Raw genomic sequence first — 16,554 nt, forward strand, 5'->3', positions numbered from 1 at the left:
CCGAGCATTTCATCAAACTACAGAAATAACCGGGGGAGTTCGACGGGCTCTGCTAAACTGTCGAAGCTAATTAATTTCTATATATAACCAACTTTGGAGGGTATAACATGCCATTACAGATTGGTGATCAAGTACCAGATTTTACTGCAGAAACAACTGAAGGAACTATTAACTTTCATGAGTGGATAGGCGACAGCTGGGTTATGTTGTTTTCGCACCCAAAAGACTTTACTCCTGTATGTACTACAGAACTTGGCTATATGGCCAAGATGAAACCTGAGTTTGAAAAGCGCAACTGTAAGGTTATTGGCCTTAGCATTGACTCTATTCAAGATCATCATGAATGGGCAAAAGATATCGAAGAAACTCAAGGTCACGCTCTCAACTACCCTTTAATTGGCGATACAGATCTACAAGTAGCCAAACTATTTAGTATGATTCACCCTAATGCCAGTGGTAAAGCGAAAGAGCGAACTGCAGCCGACAATGCAACTGTTAGATCAGTATTTATTATTGGACCAGACAAAGCCATTAAATTAATGATCACTTACCCTATGAGCACCGGGCGTAACTTTGATGAAGTGCTTCGAGTACTGGATTCAGTACAACTAACAGCTAAGCATAAAGTGGCCACTCCGGTTAACTGGCAACAAGGAGAAGATGTCATTATTGTTCCAGCTGTATCAGATGATGAGGCTAAAAAACAGTTTCCAAATGGCTGGAAAGCACCTAAGCCTTATATTCGCTTAGTGCCTCAGCCACAGTAATATACTGTTCGCTGTGAGTATAAAAGACAGATTTGTTTCATGTGCAAATAAGTATGAAGCAGATCTGTACTTAGCAGCTAGTTAACTTCTTTTATTTTCTGCGATTGCTAGTTTATATTTGTAGTTGTAAAAAATACGTTATATATACTGACAGCAAAGGGTATAAATTTCATTACCCTATCTCTTTTATGGTACTTTTTTAAATTCAGGAAAATCACCTGTCTTACAAGCTAATTAAATTTCAACCAACATCGGTTACCAACTGATATATGCCCTAATAATAGGCATTACAATATAGATAAGGATGTCCAAGATGAAGGGGTTTATTTCCACTCTCCTAACAGGATTAAGCTTGTTAGTTCCAATGGCTTACAGCAACCAAAGCTCAACTAATAACGAGAACTCTCCCTACACTGCTATTAGCCCAACTATAGAAGAGCAACGGCTCCCTATCATTCAAGCCAATTTGCCTGAACTATTAGCCCCTCATCAACTATTGATTAATCAGGTTAGTAGGGATATAGAGTCAATAGAAAGTTATAAACATTTAGTCAAACTTGCCAAGTCCACTGGCCAACAACTATGGCAGATTGCAAATAAACCAAGCCCCTCAGTTAAAGATGACCGTCCTCTTTATTGGGCAAGGCTTGCTATCAGCAAAATTATACGTCAACAGGCTAAAAACTTGAGTTTAACAGCAAGCCAGCAAGAATCTCTATTTTGGCAGTATGAGCTGGCTTCTCGTGGACAATTAGATGTTAACTTTAAAGCGAGTGATCAACTCAGAATATTAATTACTGGCTTTGATCCTTTTTTTCTTGACTATAACATTGAGCAAAGCAACCCCTCTGGCTCTATAGCACTGACTCTTGATGGTAAAAAAATGACAATAAATGGGCAACAAGTCGCCATTGAAGCCTTTATTTTACCCGTAAGATTTGAAGACTTTGATCGTGGTATGGTAGAAACCCTGCTCACACCTTATATTGCCAACCCGCTTGTTGATATAGTTGCAACCATTAGTATGGGTAGATCTAATTTTGATCTGGAGCGATTCCCAGGACTACGCCGATCAGCCCAAGCACCAGACAACCTGAATATTTATACTGGAGCATCAGCAGCTAACCCTCTTGTTCCTTTACTTAAAGGCTCCTTACTAGATGGAGCAGAGTTTGTTGAGTTTAGCTTACCAGCTAAAGTGATGAAAAAAGCAACAGGCAGATATCAAATCAATGACAATCATAAAGTCATTACCACCCAGGGGGTTCGCTTTCCTAACAGCTTAATGGAGCTTACTAGCATGACCTCAGTGGAAGGTTCAGGTGGAGGCTATTTATCCAATGAGATTTCTTATCGTAGTATACGACTACGTAACCGTTATCAGCCATTATTACCTGTCGGTCATATTCATACTCCTCGAGTAAGCAAATTTAATAAAACCAAACAGTCAGCTATCATCCAACAAGTGAAGCAAATGTTAATGCTAGCAGCTGATGTGATTTAACTCTGACCACAAAAAATGTCTGCTAAATTTAAAAAATAAAATTAGCAGACATTTATATAAATTAACGCCTCCTTTACGATTTATCCTTCCCACGCAACCTTCTTGAACCAACATTAGACTTTGCCTTCAGTACAACCCTTTCTTTATTTATAAAAAAACAACTTATTCTAATAAAATACGCTCGAATGATTATGTATTTTGAAGATGTGACCAAATAGTCACTCACTATTTGAAGCTAAGCAGGGAAAGCACTATTCTATCTGAGCATTTCATCAGATATATAGCCAATACGAATGATTTTAGGGAGTCTCTCAAAGTTAGGGGCTTTCTTTATAGTATTAACTGATTAGTCATATTTTAGTAAAGGAACGTGTCATGCCTGATAATGGCATTTCTAGAATATCTAGTGGTACAACTAACCAACAATCTACTACTAGTTCAACCCCAGTCAATCAAACGCCTGGAGGAATGGTTCATTTTGGTGACACTAAGCTTGCTATAAAACAACTCAAGCCAAATAAATTTAATTGGCTGTTTAATCAAGCAAAACAGCTTAATCCTCTTACTAAGTTGCCTTCTAACAATACCAACCGACTAAATAAACTTAAGCCCGCGCCACAAACAGTAACAACTACACCATCAACGAAAACAATTAAAATACCCCAGAACCATTTACATAAAATTGAAAGTGAACTCATTAGTGCTTTTACCATTTATGCCCAAAAAAGTATCAAACACCGAGATACGCTACGAAACTATTTCATAACAGGTACAAATTCACCCAATGCTAATTTAGGCAATTACTTCAAGTTTAATGACAAAGGTGAAATAGTTCTCTGCTTAGAGCTTTCAAATGATAAAGCACTAAGTAATCCTACATCACTAGCAAAGCTACTTAGCCAGATATTAGAAGGGCATCGGCACAATAAAAGCAGCTCTTTTTACCGTACTATTCACGATGCAGTGGCTAACAAACAAAGCACATTAAGTAAATACTTGACGATAAGCTTTCTTGGTAAAATTGAGGCAAGAACTACAGTAAAACAAGAGAGTATTACCGAGCAAACACCTCAAACTGACAAAGTTGTTAGCCTAAAGAATAAACAAGAAGACCGTCAAAGGTTACTTGAACAGCTAAATAAGCAGCTCAAAATAATTCAAAAAATAAGAGATAACACTTTAAATATAGCATCAGAACACGATTACTTCGTATCAATCAATAATAAGCTATTTCACTTATTTCGCTTTCAACAAGAACACCTATCTCCTACTAAAAAACTAGAATGTCCAATAGCTAAAAGCTGCATCAATATATCTCTCAGTTCAAATGCAGATGAAAAAACGTTAGATAACTGGCTAAAACTAAATAGCAGGCTGGATGAAGAGTATATAGAGGCTGAACGTAGATTAAACTCTTTAAATAACCGCTTAGAGACATTCCAAGAAGCTATTACTGATCAAAATAGCATACCAGCTATAAACGTTGATGCATTAACTGCCTTTCAGCAAGCAAAACTTGCACTGGCTAATACCACACCCAGTTTATGGCATAAACTGAAAGGCTTAATTTCAAACAACCCTCAACCGGAAAACGACAGAGTAAGAAATGCTAAACAACAAATTGATCGAACACTCAAAATATTGCTGCACAATACACAACTGTTTGAACAAATAAAAAACAAGCAATATATTCGCATACTGGTAGCAGCAGAATTAACTAACTGCTTAGATCTACTGAAAAAGCATCCTACTTTTTTAGGCAAAGAACTAACTGTATTTAAAGCGAATGAATATAAATCGTTTGAGAAACTATTATTGGCACTGAAATATCTCGAATAAATCCAGCAAGCACACAATATTCCCTGTATTGTTTGTATACCCAATGCGGAGGTTTTTTAGGTGAGGCTATCAAGTAACGAATTCCCATGAGCCTATTAAAATAGGTGATTTGGAACGATGATAACCAAACCTAAAAATGATTCGCGACGGTTATAGGGTATGTTATTTATGCTTTCTTTAGTAACGATGAGCTGTAATACTTAAAGAACCCAACCAGTATTGCCATTGCTGATCAAGAGCTTTAAGTCCACCAGGGTAATTTTGTTCAAAAAATACTTTTGCATCTAGCACTTGGCATTTATTTGCACTTAGTGCTTTCATATATTTACTCAACATTATCTGAGTGTCGGGTTGCTCCATCAAAAAATAAATTATAGACCAGGCTGTAGCATACATAGTAGCTAAATCTTGTTCATACCACGCCCTACCTGAAAAACTTAAATATTGATCAAGCCCCATTAGCTGATTTTGCTGCTGTTGACTAGCTAATAAGCGTAGCCAGCCGCGATTTGGCTTAATAATAGCTAACTGCCCAGAAAGCTCCATTTGTTCAAAGTACTCAGCCAATCCTTCCGTAAACCAGCTAGGGATAAAACCAAATAACCCTGCAATAATCACATGAGTGGCCTCGTGACGAGCAACTGCATAGGTCGTTTTATCGCTTCGCTGACGCATGACCGCTGCTACATTAAGTTTGGGGTTATAAAACCCACTATTAGTTTTTAGTGTGGGAGCCACCTCAGAACGATAACGACTAAACTGTTCCAACTGGTCAAACACCTTGATTGTTAATGTCACCTGACGCAAATCAGCTAAAGACATATTGCTTGTCATGATATGAAATATTTTTTGGGTATCAGCTGTCAGTTTAGCTTTCATCCAATTAGGTAAACTGTCGCCTTGCTGCTCTACAGTTAATCGAAAATACTGCGCCTTTTTCGTATACTTTTTAGATAAATCTGCAACTTTCTGTTGCTGGGGTACTTTATCAGTAAAATGTACTTTACCTTGCTCATCAACCCATTTATAGATGCGGCTAGTAGGCTCTACTTCAGTTACTTTACGCGTAGTAGGTGCGCACTTGTAGTCACCCATTTGCCATCCTTCCACTTCAATAGTCGTTTTTGAAATAGGCTTTTCTTCAGCAATAGGTATTTTTTGTATTGGCTGGTAGGTTATTTTATTATCTGGTAATTGAATACCAACTTGAGCTAACAGCTCACGACGCTGTTCTTCAGAAGCCCGCTGCCACATAACGGCCCCTAATGAAACAATAATAAACAGGAAAAATAGCCAAAATCGAATACGTGTCATTAATTCATCTATCAAAAACAAGTTAACAAATTAGTCTAAACTTTAGACTACAGCCTAATTACCTGTAACACTATACCTAAAATATTATATTGATATCCAACACTTTTAAAAAGCATCTTTTTCAGTTCATTTTCTAATAAATATAAATTGATGCAATTTCATACTAAAATAAAGTATTGATAGCCTGTAGTTAACTGTAATGAGCATAAAAAAGTGAAAGCAACTAGTGCCATCAACAGCATAAAGGCATTATCCATACCCATTATAGTAAGCATCACTCTAAATTTAATTCTATATAACTTAGTCTTTGCCAAAACAATGACTATAGCGATGTCAGATTGGCCACCCCATACGATTCAGTCAGATGCTCATGGTGGGTTACAAACCAAACGCTTAACAGAGGCTCTTGCTAAGGCCGGCTATACAGCCACATTAGACTGGTATGACAGCTGGCTAAGCGCCTACAACCGCACTGAAGCTGCTCTGGCCGATGCAAGTGGTTTTTGGATGTGTAATAAAGAACGAGCGAAAACTCTTTACTTTTCAGACCCTATTTTTGTCATCCAACATGTAATGTTTTATTTAAAAGGTAACAATTATCGGTGGAGAAGTTTATCTGATCTCAAGGGTAGAGGACCTTTTGGTGTAACTACTGCTTATTATTATGGTGATAAATTTTCAGAGGCGGTTAAAAAATATAATTTCCAGATACGTGAAGTAAGACTTGAATCCCTTGTTTTCAATTTATTGATTCATGGAAGAGTTAACTATGTGCCAATGGATATTTTAAATGGCCTAGAGCTTATTGAAAGGTATGTACCAAAAGAATCACAAATTTATATCACATTTAATTCACCTCCATTTGATGAAAACTATTTACACTTAGTTATCTCTAAAAAACACCCCAATGCCAAAGCTATAGTAACTGGACTTAACCATGCTATATCTTTATTAAATGATAAATATTCCAAGCAACTTCCAGAAAAAAAATTTAGGTATTCGTGTCCTAGCGTGGTTCAAAACCTATCATACACATCAAATATTAGTGGTTTTTAAGTGTAGCAATCGAGCAACAAAAACTACTGTGTTCACACCATCCTTGGTGCTTAGCGACGGTAACAAAGTCTAAAAATAATTCGCGAAAAGTATATATCCCAGCATTTTTAGGAGATATCCAATATTCTTACTATTTACTACAACTAAACCCAGACACCCAACCATCAAACGAACACCCAATCAAAAATGTTCCAGTTTTCGCAAACTTTTCAATAATGTTCGCAGCATCATATTCATCTATAAATTCTTGATAACTCCCCTTTTCAGAACAAGCAACACAGGCATAAAACCCACATAAATTTTTTAAATGATTGTCTCCCCAGGCATGATGATCATGCATTTGGCAACAGTAATCTAATGAAGACATCGGCTGATATGGTTTGTTATCCCAGCCATCGCCACAATAATATCCATACCGTCCAAATAAGCCACCCAACTCCCATTCTGTTTTGCACACAGCCTCACCATCTTTTTCACAACGACTCACAGCATGCTTATGTTCTGCTGCATTTTGATAAAATGGGCTGCCAGCATACTCCACCGAAGAATAAAATCCATAAAAATCATATGATAAATTACTAACAGAAAAATCATTATAAGGTTTATTTATGGGTGACTCTGCTCTACTTAATTTTAATTTTTTTATTTTTTTCTTATTATTTCGTTGAGCAGTTGCAATATCAATACAGCCTTCTAGATTTGCTGGGTTAAATAAGTTTTGACTTAAAGGACTGATTTTATTTACTTCAAATAGCAATGCTGTCTCATTAAACTGAAATGTCAATATCTGCTTATTTTTTTTCTTATTGGCTGTTTGCCAATAAACACCTTGTTTTGTTGATACTTTGTTAGTATTTGATTTAACTTTTGCCAACAACTTTTTAATACTAGGAGCATTACTATTACCCAGCGAAAACCTGGTGCAACTGATTGAATTTTGAATATAGCCTGTTGCGGGGCTACTATTCCAATCATAATAAATATATGACTTATCCCCATCACTACCCATATTTACTTCAATCAAGAAAGCTCTATTGTTCTCTTTAAAGTGAAGTTTTGCAGATAGCTTAATATTAGGTAGCACTACATTACCAGATGCAGAAAATGCTTTTTCTGAATAAAGTAAAGCTCTTTGAGGGCTATCTAAGTTAATTGCATATAAATTCGAAACAAAAGCAACTGAAAGCAACGTTAAAGATAAAATAAAATGTAACATTTTTTTCATATCATTATCTCAATTATTATTTTTCTTAAATTTATTAGCTGATCTCCTTATCACATCAAATTAAGTAACAAATGTTTTTAGTGTACAGTCGAATTTTTATAAAAATCATTTAACAGCTTTACTACAATACGGAGAATTTTAACCTAAATAAAAGTGTAATGACTTGCTTACAACTATGCTTTTTTATAATGAACAAATACAATTCTACTTATTCACTATACTTAACAATAAAATACATGGAATGTATAACCATCAATGAGCGAGTATATAGAAAAGAAGCTGCATGTATCAGAGTTGGAAGTCGGTATGCATGTTGTTCGACTAGACAGACCTTGGCTAGAGACATCATTTCTATTACAAGGCTTTATCATTCAATCACAAGAAGATATCAGAGCTCTAGCAGAGGAATGCAACCACGTTTATATCCAAGGAAAACTACAAAACACTGAAGGAGAGTCAACAAAAGTTAAATCTAACTTACCCAAACGCCAAGCTGTTTATATTAACAAAGTTAACTTCGAACAAGAAATTGAAAAGGCTTCCGTTAACTTTGGCCAGGCTCGTAGCTTGGCCAAAAATATTATGAACGGTATTCGTATTGGTAGAGCACTTGATATTAACGAAGCTAAAGAAGCTGTATCTGAATGTGTTAACAGTATATTACGTAACCCTGATACCCTTCGTTGGTTAACCCAAATTAAGCAACAAGACGAATACACAGCAGAGCATAGCATGAATGTGTGCATTTTATCTGCAACATTTGCTCGCTACCTTGGCATGTCTAGCTCTGAAATAGAAACTATAGGCCTCTGCGGTTTGTTACATGATGTAGGTAAAGCTAAAGTGCCTGAAGAGATTCTGAATAAACCTGGTAAGTTAGACCCTGATGAAAACAGCATTATGCAAATGCATACTGTTTATGGCAAAGACATTTTAACTGCTGCGGAAAATAAATATTTAATCACGGTTGATGTAGCGCATTCCCACCATGAAAGAGTTGATGGCACAGGCTATCCTCGTCAACTACAGTCTAGACAAATTCCACTTTATGCTAAGATAGTAGCACTCGCCGATGTTTATGATGCAATTACCAGCTGCCGCTGCTATGACAGCAGCAGAACCTCATTAACGGCGCTTAATATCATTTACAACGAAATGGGTACACATTTCGATGCCGAATTAGCACGAGAGTTTATTAAGTGTATCGGTATTTATCCGCCCGGTAGCATCGTAGAAATGACCAATGGTGAAGTCGGTATAGTCATTAGTAACGATGACATCCGTAGATTAAAGCCCAGGGTTCTATTGTTACTGAATGAGTTTAAAGAACCTAGAAAACAACGGCTGGTTGACTTAACTAAAATAGACTTAGACGCCGAAAGCAAACCTTATGTTATTAAAAGAGAATTGATAAACGGCACTTATGGAGTTGACATAAAAGACTACTTTAACTTGATAACAAACGATTCATTAACAAAGAATACCCACAAAAAAGACAGCGATAATTTACCAAACACTACTATCTCAATTAATTCTAACGAGGTAATCCAAAGTTAAATTATGGTAGCCGGTTGCTTTTTTTTAACCGTTCGTGAACACTTTTTTGATAAATAATATGCAAGTAATGCTTTATCATTTTAAAGTTCATAACCCAAGCTATCACTCGCAGCCAAGGACTCAGCTTTAACAATGCTATATATGCATCAATATCATTAACAATTGCTCCATCCGCTAATTGAATATGCAAGCTAGTTAATGCTTCCTTCGGATTAATGCCTGCTTTTAATAATGCTTCTTTATTCTCATTGATGTCACACCACTCTATCTTATTTTTGTCTATCACATGGTTAAACCATTGTTGATCCCGTTGGCAGCTGGGGCATACTGCGTCGTAATAAATGATTATTTTATCCATTGTGTAATACTCAAAGTCGCCTAAGGATTGTAAAAAGCAAATAGCAATGGAACAACAGAGCGCACTGCTATTCTATAACAGGCACTAAACTCAATTTTTACACTCTCTTAAGAGAGTTTGGCCAATAGGCAGTTAGCTTACCAATTCAGTTAAGAGCAGCTTTTTGCTCTTTTTTCGTTAGAGATGATGAAACTGACTCACAACTTTTAATTTTCTAAGCATAAGTGAGCAATAAACCTCTCACTTAGTCTTTATGATTGAGCGCTTTATTGCTCACTTATAAGAAAACCATTGACTCATGCTCCTTAAACAGCAAACAACCAATTGATTTTAAACGAAAATTAAAATATGGCATGCAGTTTGACTATTAACTGCCTGTAAACTGTTGGTCACCCGCACCCGTGGCTAAAGAATTCGTTATTGGCTTCTTCTTAAGAAGCCCACTTTTAACTAACAAGGAATGATGCTATGCCAACTCCAGCGTACATGACAATTGAAGGCACTACACAAGGTCCAATTACTGCCGGCACTTTCACTGAAGACTCGGTAGGTAATATTTATCAGGAAGGCCATGAAGACCAAATCTTGGTTCAAGCTTTTCGTCATGATGTCATCATTCCTCGTGATCCTCAAAGTGGTCAGCCAACAGGCCAACGGGTTCACCAGCCTCTGGTGATTACCAAAGTTTTTGATAAATGTTCTCCCTTACTTTATACGGCACTAACTTCTGGTGAAAAGCTGGCTAAATGTAAGATCGACTGGTATCGTACTTCAATTACAGGCACTCAAGAACACTATTTCACGATCGAGCTGGAAGATGCCATTATCGTTGCTATAAATGCTTCGATGCCTAATTGCCAGGATCCGAGTCAAGCTCACTTTACTCATCTTGAAGATGTTCATTTTACTTATCGTAAGATTTTGTGGACTCACGAAGTCTGTGGTACATCAGGCGATGACGACTGGCGTAAACCAAAAAAATAATAAAAACTTGAAAAAAGCCCTCTCTTGCAGGGCTTTTATCCATACCTCAGCATCATTTGAATCTACCACCTATTAAAGGTTGTTGTAAAACTACCGCGCTCATCATCTTTTACGATACTCTCTCCACCTGAAAGATTGTTGCTATACAGCAAAAGTCTTTTGATCTTAACTGGATTAATTAGTTTTACTTCATTGCATAGACTCAACCCTTATTAGTTTTTACCTGATTGACTATCTGGTCACTAACCGGCCATACAATAAATAACCAACAAGGAGTCATCCATGAAAGCACGTGCAGCTGTTGCCTGGGAAGCTGGCAAACCTCTTGAAATAGAAACAGTCGATATCGCTGGTCCCAAAGAAGGCGAAGTATTGCTCCGAATGGTGGCAACAGGTGTATGTCATACCGATGCCTATACACTTTCTGGTGCTGACCCTGAAGGTTTATTTCCTGTAGTCTTAGGCCATGAAGGTGGTGCTGTCGTTGAGGAAGTAGGGGCTGGTGTAACTTCATTAAAACCAGGTGATCATGTAATTCCTCTTTATGTGCCTGAGTGCGGTCATTGTAAATTCTGTCAGTCAGGCAAAACCAATTTATGCCAAGCTATTCGAGAAACTCAAGGCCGTGGTGTGATGCCCGATGGCACCAGCCGATTTAGCTGTAATGGTAAAGAACTATACCACTACATGGGCACCTCAACATTTTCTGAATATACCGTTGTACCAGAAATTTCCGTAGCCAAAATCAGCAATAAAGCACCTCTAGATAAAGTTTGCTTATTAGGTTGTGGTATTACCACAGGTATCGGCGCTGTCTTAAATACAGCAAAAGTAGAACCTGGCTCTACAGTTGCCGTATTTGGTTTAGGGGGGATTGGTTTAAGTGTCATTCAAGGTGCAGTTTTAGCCAAAGCAGAACGCATCATTGTGGTTGATATTAATGAAGATAAGTTCGAAATGGCCAAATTATTAGGTGCTACTGACTTCATTAATCCACAAAAATATGACCTACCTATCCAAGAAGTTATTGTTGAACTTACCAATGGTGGTGTTGATTACTCGTTTGAATGTATCGGCAACGTTAATGTAATGCGCTCAGCCCTAGAGTGTTGCCATAAAGGCTGGGGAGAATCCGTTATTATTGGTGTTGCAGGTGCAGGCGAAGAAATAGCAACCAGGCCTTTTCAACTCGTTACAGGCCGAGTATGGCGTGGTACTGCCTTCGGTGGTGTTAAAGGACGCACCCAGTTACCCGGTTATGTTGAACAATATATGCAAGGTGAGATTAAGCTGGATGAGTTTGTTACTCATACAATGGGTTTGGAAGACATCAATAATGCCTTTGATTTAATGCATGAAGGCAAAAGTATTCGTTCCGTTATCCTGTTTTAAGTGTGAGGTGAACTGATGTCTGAACAAATTCAATTGGAAATCATTTCCCAAAACAAAGTGCATGGTGGCTGGTTAAAACGCTATCAACATCATTCTGATGTATTAAATTGCGATATGACTTTTACCCTATTTTTACCACCTCAAGCAGAAGAACAGGCTGTACCCGTCTTATACTGGCTATCTGGTTTAGAGTGTACAGATGAAAACTTTATGCAAAAAGCAGGAGCTCAACGACTGGCAGCTGAATTAGGCATGGCAATTGTCTGTCCAGATACCAGCCCAAGAGGCACTAACTTGCCAGGAGAACACGACAGCTGGGATTTAGGCTCAAGTGCGGGTTTTTATGTAGATGCTACAGAACAGCCCTGGGAAAGCCATTACAAAATGTACAGCTATGTAACCAAAGAGCTGCCTGAACTCATTACTGAATCATTTCCTGTTACCGATAGAAAAGCCATTAGCGGCCATTCAATGGGAGGACATGGTGCTTTAATTTGTGCTCTGAAAAACCCTAAAGCCTATTCATCTGTCTCAGCATTTGCTCCAATAAGCCATCCAAGTGACTGCCCTTGGGGACAAAAAGCTTTCAGCCATTATTTGGGTAATAATAAAGATAACTGGGCTCAATTTGATGCGTGTGATCTAGTTGCAAAATCCAGCAGCCCAATTCCTATTTTGGTAGATCAAGGCAGTGCTGATAAGTTTCTCTCTGAACAGTTAAAACCTGAAGCGCTAACTAAAGCATGTAAAGATAATGATTTTGCTCTCACTTTACGCATGCAACCTGGTTATGATCATAGTTATTTTTTTATAACCAGCTTTATTGAAGACCACTTGCGCTATCATGGTAAAGCTTTAGGGTTACTGTAACAACGAAGCTATTAATAAACACTTACTACCAGGCCTAAAGCCTTTTCCCTGCTTTAGGCTGCCATCGTTAAGCCATAGGCTATTTTCATTTAAATATATTTAGTTAGCCTATAGCAATTAGTAATCAAAAATTTACAAAGTAAGTGTTTGTAAGAAAAGTTTATTTTTTGTAGTTAATTTATCCAGATATTGACGTATAGCTAACTTAGGAATAACGTTACCCATTCCTGAATAAAGGATAGAGTGGGAACTACAGTATATAAGAGTTTATTTTCCAGAAAACTGTAGAGAATATAATAAGAACTTTATTTATAGGAAAAATTTGGCTGTAAATCGCTGCCAAAAAATAACAATAGTGGCCAGCTGTTTTATGGCTGGTATGAGTAACCTACATAAAAAATAGCCTTGTTGTGGAGTAATAATCATGTCCATAACTAATACATGTACCATTGGTTTTTTAGTTCTAAACAATTTTACCTTAATGTCTCATGCTTCCGCTGTAGAGCCATTACGGATGGCAAATCAGCTGTCGAACCGTACTCTTTACCACTGGAAAACACTTTCAGTTACAGGAGAACCTGTTTCAGCCAGTGATGGAATGACTATAACACCTGACGATAGCATCGAAACAACTGAAAAGTTTGACTTAATTGTGGTATGCGGTGGCCTAGAAATAAAGCAACAATGTAACAACCGCCGCTTATTACAATGGTTACAACGACAAGCACGCCTTAAAACACCATTGGCTGCTGTTTGTACAGGCAGCTATATATTGGCTAAAGCAGGCTTATTAGATGGCCATCGTTGTACTATTCATTGGGAAAACATGGCCAGCTTTAAAGAAGAATTTCCTCATATCATGGTGACTAACCATATATACAGTATTGACAGAGACCGGCTGACCTGTAGTGGGGGTACCGCGCCACTGGATATGATGTTAAATGTCATTGCCAATGTTCATGGTCGGGAGCTGAGTGCATCCATATCAGAAATGTTCGTCCACGACCGAGTGCGTAACGAGGTTGAACAACAACGTATTCCGTTACGCCATACGCTAGGAATCAGTCAACCTAAGCTGGTCGAAATTGTTGCTTTAATGGAAGCTAACTTAGAAGAAACCATTAGCCTGGATGACCTAGCTAGCTATGTGGGATTATCAAGGCGCCAACTAGAACGTTTATTTTTAAAATACCTAGACTGCTCGCCATCTAGATACTATCTAAAATTAAGATTACAAAGAGCCAGGCAGTTACTACAGCAAACTAACTTATCAATCATAGAAATTGCCGCTGCTTGTGGTTTTATTTCTACCCCACACTTTAGTAAGCGCTATCGTGACTGCTTTGGTATTCCACCTAGGGATGAACGATTGGGATTACAAGTAAAAGTGCAACCCGTAGCCATGGCTAGCTAAGGGCTATAATGTAAATCTAAATTGGTTCTCTTACTTTTTTTAAACAGAGTAAGAGAACTTTTTCATTGTATTTTATCCACACTTAAACCAACTGTTATCGCTCCAATTGCCTTTTCCTGATCCATAACTGGAACTGACACTTGAATTAAATAAGCTTGGGCACTTTCATCAAACTCTACATTACCTATATAAATATCTCCCTTGCCCTGATTATAGCTATGCTGGAATTTATCTTCATCACCCTGCCAATAATCAGTTGTCTTATTTGTCATTGCAATATTTTCACCCTTACTTCCCATTAAAAAAAGTTCAGCATAATATGGTTTAGATTTTTCAAGTTCTAATAAACGTTTAGCAGCCTTGTTTTGCATCAAATCCGTCATAAACCGGCTTAGACTCTTAGCATGCTTCCATTTTTTATCTCTCTCTTTAATCATCACTAGGGTAAGATCTTTTTTATTATGCTCTTTCACAAACTCCACTATGTCAGGGTCTTTCCCCCATTCCTGCAATGAATCAATAATTTTTTCTACAGAATTTATAGGGACTTCGCCCCCATAGACACCAAAACTTAACATCCCTATCATAAAAATGATCGACTTTATTTTAACAATCATTAATTACCCCATTCTCAGTTACATCTTATTATTATTTTAGCCTGATTGACTTGAGGGCACTCATAAATTCAAGTTAACTTTTTAAATATTACTAAGAATGCAAATAAATCAAGGGGATTACAACTTTATTATTAATACTTCACTTTAAAAATTTCCATTACAACATCTATTGAAGTACTTCAGCTATCGAAGCATTTTACCTATCAAAGTACCTCACCTATCAAAGTACCTCACCCATCAAAGTACCTTTGTACCAAAACATAAACCAAATGTATATACACATCAATATCCTTACAAGCTGTGTGATTTTGGTAAAATTGCATGCTATCAGTAAGTATAAAAAACAACCCAAATTACTTATCAACAAGTTAGAGAGATTTTTATTAACCCAACAATTTCAAAAAATATTTTCCAGAACTCAATCACATATATTATACTTAAGTCGTATTATATGTTTTCACTGACTACACATAAGTATAACTACCAACTAAAGCGAGTTAACACCCACTCCCGCCATTGAATTTACTTTTAACCCTTTACCAACCACCACAAAAAAACAGAATATAAAATAACAAACCACCTAATATAACTCTTACTTTAAGCATATCCGTAAAAACCCTAATTCAATTTATAACCAATTGCTGGTTAGTATCTAGTACAAGCGAAGTATGAACATTGCTAACAAATACTCTGTTACTACTACTGGCTATAACTCATTAGCTGCAATGTTTAAAAGTAGTATCGCTTTTGGTTGTCTAGCTAGAAAGGTGGTAGCATCTATAGAAAAGATGGCTGCTTAGTCTATACCCTTAGTGGGTATAAAACTGGTATTACAACAACATAATTGAATATAGTAATACCAACAAAAACAATGGACCTAAGATATGACCCCTTGGAAAGTAGACCAGCAAGTACTAAATACAACACCTGATGACCTTGTTTATCTCAGAAACCCTGATCCAGTGGTATATCACAACCTACTTGACATGTCAGCGGCATTTGCAAACCGCGCTATAAAAAAAATGATGACAAGCGCAAAAACAGCTATTGTATTAGATAAAGCTTATAGCAAATAGCTTAATTATAAGTAAACACTTACGGGAACCCTCTTCAGTTTTTGTACTTACTGACCAATTAGAAGTTTTGATTAGACAAGAAAGGTTTTTACTATCAGTTATATTGCAAAACTTCTTTTATATTTAAGGTTTTATTTATACAGAATATCATTTAATATACGACATAAGCGGGTGGAGAAGGGTTAATAAAATACCATTATGGGAATAACCCTCGCTGTCCCTGACACCCGCTTTCTAGTATAAAACTAATCGCGACTTATTTTTCAGTTAAATACTGCTTAAATCATTCAAGCATTATTCTTTGTGTATTTAAAATAATACTTCAAGGGTATCTTTATTTATTGGTACTTTAATATTTAATCTATTCACATTTAAACAGGTAAGAATCGTCTATTGTAAACCAGCCTATCAATATCAAATATCCCTCATCTCTTCATCATTTTTTCAAACACCCCGAAGTAACCACAAAGCCTAAAAGCCTTGGAACTGGGCAGCTGTAGCCTGCTGAGTTAGTGACGGTTTTGCACATAGCTCTGTCGCTTTCAATGGAAAGTTTCGTTTAATCCTGGTGCTAGACTGGC

Annotated in this window: 14 protein-coding genes; 10 read left to right on the plus strand and 4 right to left on the minus strand. The window is 37.0% G+C overall.

All coding sequences use genetic code 11. The annotated features are described in order from the left end of the window. Window positions 1-107 precede the first annotated feature (107 nt). The 3 genes from OQE68_RS11025 (at window position 108) to OQE68_RS11035 (ending at window position 4,110) form a co-directional block, all read left to right on the plus strand. Window positions 108-767 carry a peroxiredoxin gene (locus OQE68_RS11025; protein ID WP_180566607.1) on the plus strand — a complete coding sequence of 220 codons (660 nt, stop codon included), beginning with the start codon at window positions 108-110 and terminating at the stop codon, window positions 765-767. A 313-nt stretch (window positions 768-1,080) separates the two neighbouring features. Next, a complete protein-coding gene (locus tag OQE68_RS11030; protein ID WP_180566608.1) occupies window positions 1,081-2,271 on the plus strand; it encodes a PA0049 C-terminal domain-containing protein in 1,191 nt (396 codons plus the stop codon). A gap of 375 nt (window positions 2,272-2,646) precedes the next feature. Continuing rightward, a complete protein-coding gene (locus OQE68_RS11035) occupies window positions 2,647-4,110 on the plus strand; it encodes a hypothetical protein (protein WP_180566609.1) in 1,464 nt (487 codons plus the stop codon). A gap of 177 nt (window positions 4,111-4,287) precedes the next feature. On the opposite strand, the gene OQE68_RS11040 is transcribed toward OQE68_RS11035, so the two are convergent. After that, a complete protein-coding gene (locus tag OQE68_RS11040; protein WP_180566610.1) occupies window positions 4,288-5,424 on the minus strand; it encodes a DUF4124 domain-containing protein in 1,137 nt (378 codons plus the stop codon). Between the two features lie 213 nt (window positions 5,425-5,637). On the opposite strand from OQE68_RS11040, the gene OQE68_RS11045 reads away from it, so the two are divergent. Beyond that, window positions 5,638-6,480 (plus strand): substrate-binding periplasmic protein, encoded by an 843-nt coding sequence (locus OQE68_RS11045; RefSeq protein WP_180566611.1) that lies wholly within the window; start codon window positions 5,638-5,640, stop codon window positions 6,478-6,480. A gap of 130 nt (window positions 6,481-6,610) precedes the next feature. Here the strand turns inward: OQE68_RS11045 and OQE68_RS11050 are convergent, their stop codons facing one another. Then, entirely contained in the window at window positions 6,611-7,705 is a 1,095-nt protein-coding gene (locus OQE68_RS11050; RefSeq protein WP_180566612.1) for a phospholipase A2 family protein, read from the minus strand. 255 nt (window positions 7,706-7,960) lie between these two features. On the opposite strand from OQE68_RS11050, the gene OQE68_RS11055 reads away from it, so the two are divergent. Next, window positions 7,961-9,262, plus strand: coding sequence for a cyclic di-GMP phosphodiesterase (locus OQE68_RS11055; RefSeq protein ID WP_180566613.1), 1,302 nt, complete (start codon window positions 7,961-7,963; stop codon window positions 9,260-9,262). A 1-nt stretch (window position 9,263) separates the two neighbouring features. On the opposite strand, the gene OQE68_RS11060 is transcribed toward OQE68_RS11055, so the two are convergent. Beyond that, entirely contained in the window at window positions 9,264-9,620 is a 357-nt protein-coding gene (locus tag OQE68_RS11060; RefSeq protein ID WP_180566614.1) for a thiol-disulfide oxidoreductase DCC family protein, read from the minus strand. Between the two features lie 468 nt (window positions 9,621-10,088). Between OQE68_RS11060 and OQE68_RS11065 the strand changes: the two genes are divergently transcribed. The 4 genes from OQE68_RS11065 to gbdR all read left to right on the plus strand — a co-directional run bounded on the left by OQE68_RS11065 (window position 10,089) and on the right by gbdR (window position 14,280). Further along, a complete protein-coding gene (locus tag OQE68_RS11065) occupies window positions 10,089-10,604 on the plus strand; it encodes an Hcp family type VI secretion system effector (protein WP_180566615.1) in 516 nt (171 codons plus the stop codon). A 282-nt stretch (window positions 10,605-10,886) separates the two neighbouring features. Next, complete coding sequence (locus tag OQE68_RS11070; protein WP_180566616.1) at window positions 10,887-11,996, plus strand: S-(hydroxymethyl)glutathione dehydrogenase/class III alcohol dehydrogenase; 1,110 nt, start codon at window positions 10,887-10,889, stop codon at window positions 11,994-11,996. 15 nt (window positions 11,997-12,011) lie between these two features. After that, on the plus strand, window positions 12,012-12,866 hold the full coding sequence (gene fghA, locus OQE68_RS11075) for an S-formylglutathione hydrolase (RefSeq protein WP_289623304.1): 855 nt from the start codon (window positions 12,012-12,014) through the stop codon (window positions 12,864-12,866). 424 nt (window positions 12,867-13,290) lie between these two features. Beyond that, window positions 13,291-14,280, plus strand: a complete 990-nt coding sequence (gene gbdR / locus OQE68_RS11080) for a choline metabolism transcriptional regulator GbdR (protein ID WP_180566617.1) — start codon at window positions 13,291-13,293, stop codon at window positions 14,278-14,280. Between the two features lie 62 nt (window positions 14,281-14,342). On the opposite strand, the gene OQE68_RS11085 is transcribed toward gbdR, so the two are convergent. Then, a complete protein-coding gene (locus OQE68_RS11085) occupies window positions 14,343-14,897 on the minus strand; it encodes a PDC sensor domain-containing protein (protein WP_180566618.1) in 555 nt (184 codons plus the stop codon). Between the two features lie 884 nt (window positions 14,898-15,781). Here OQE68_RS11085 and OQE68_RS11090 point away from each other — a divergent pair. After that, window positions 15,782-15,973, plus strand: coding sequence for a hypothetical protein (locus OQE68_RS11090; RefSeq protein ID WP_180566619.1), 192 nt, complete (start codon window positions 15,782-15,784; stop codon window positions 15,971-15,973). Window positions 15,974-16,554: the final 581 nt, after the last annotated feature.

The sequence above is a fragment of the Spartinivicinus marinus genome (genome assembly GCF_026309355.1).
Lineage (GTDB): Bacteria > Pseudomonadota > Gammaproteobacteria > Pseudomonadales > Zooshikellaceae > Spartinivicinus > Spartinivicinus marinus.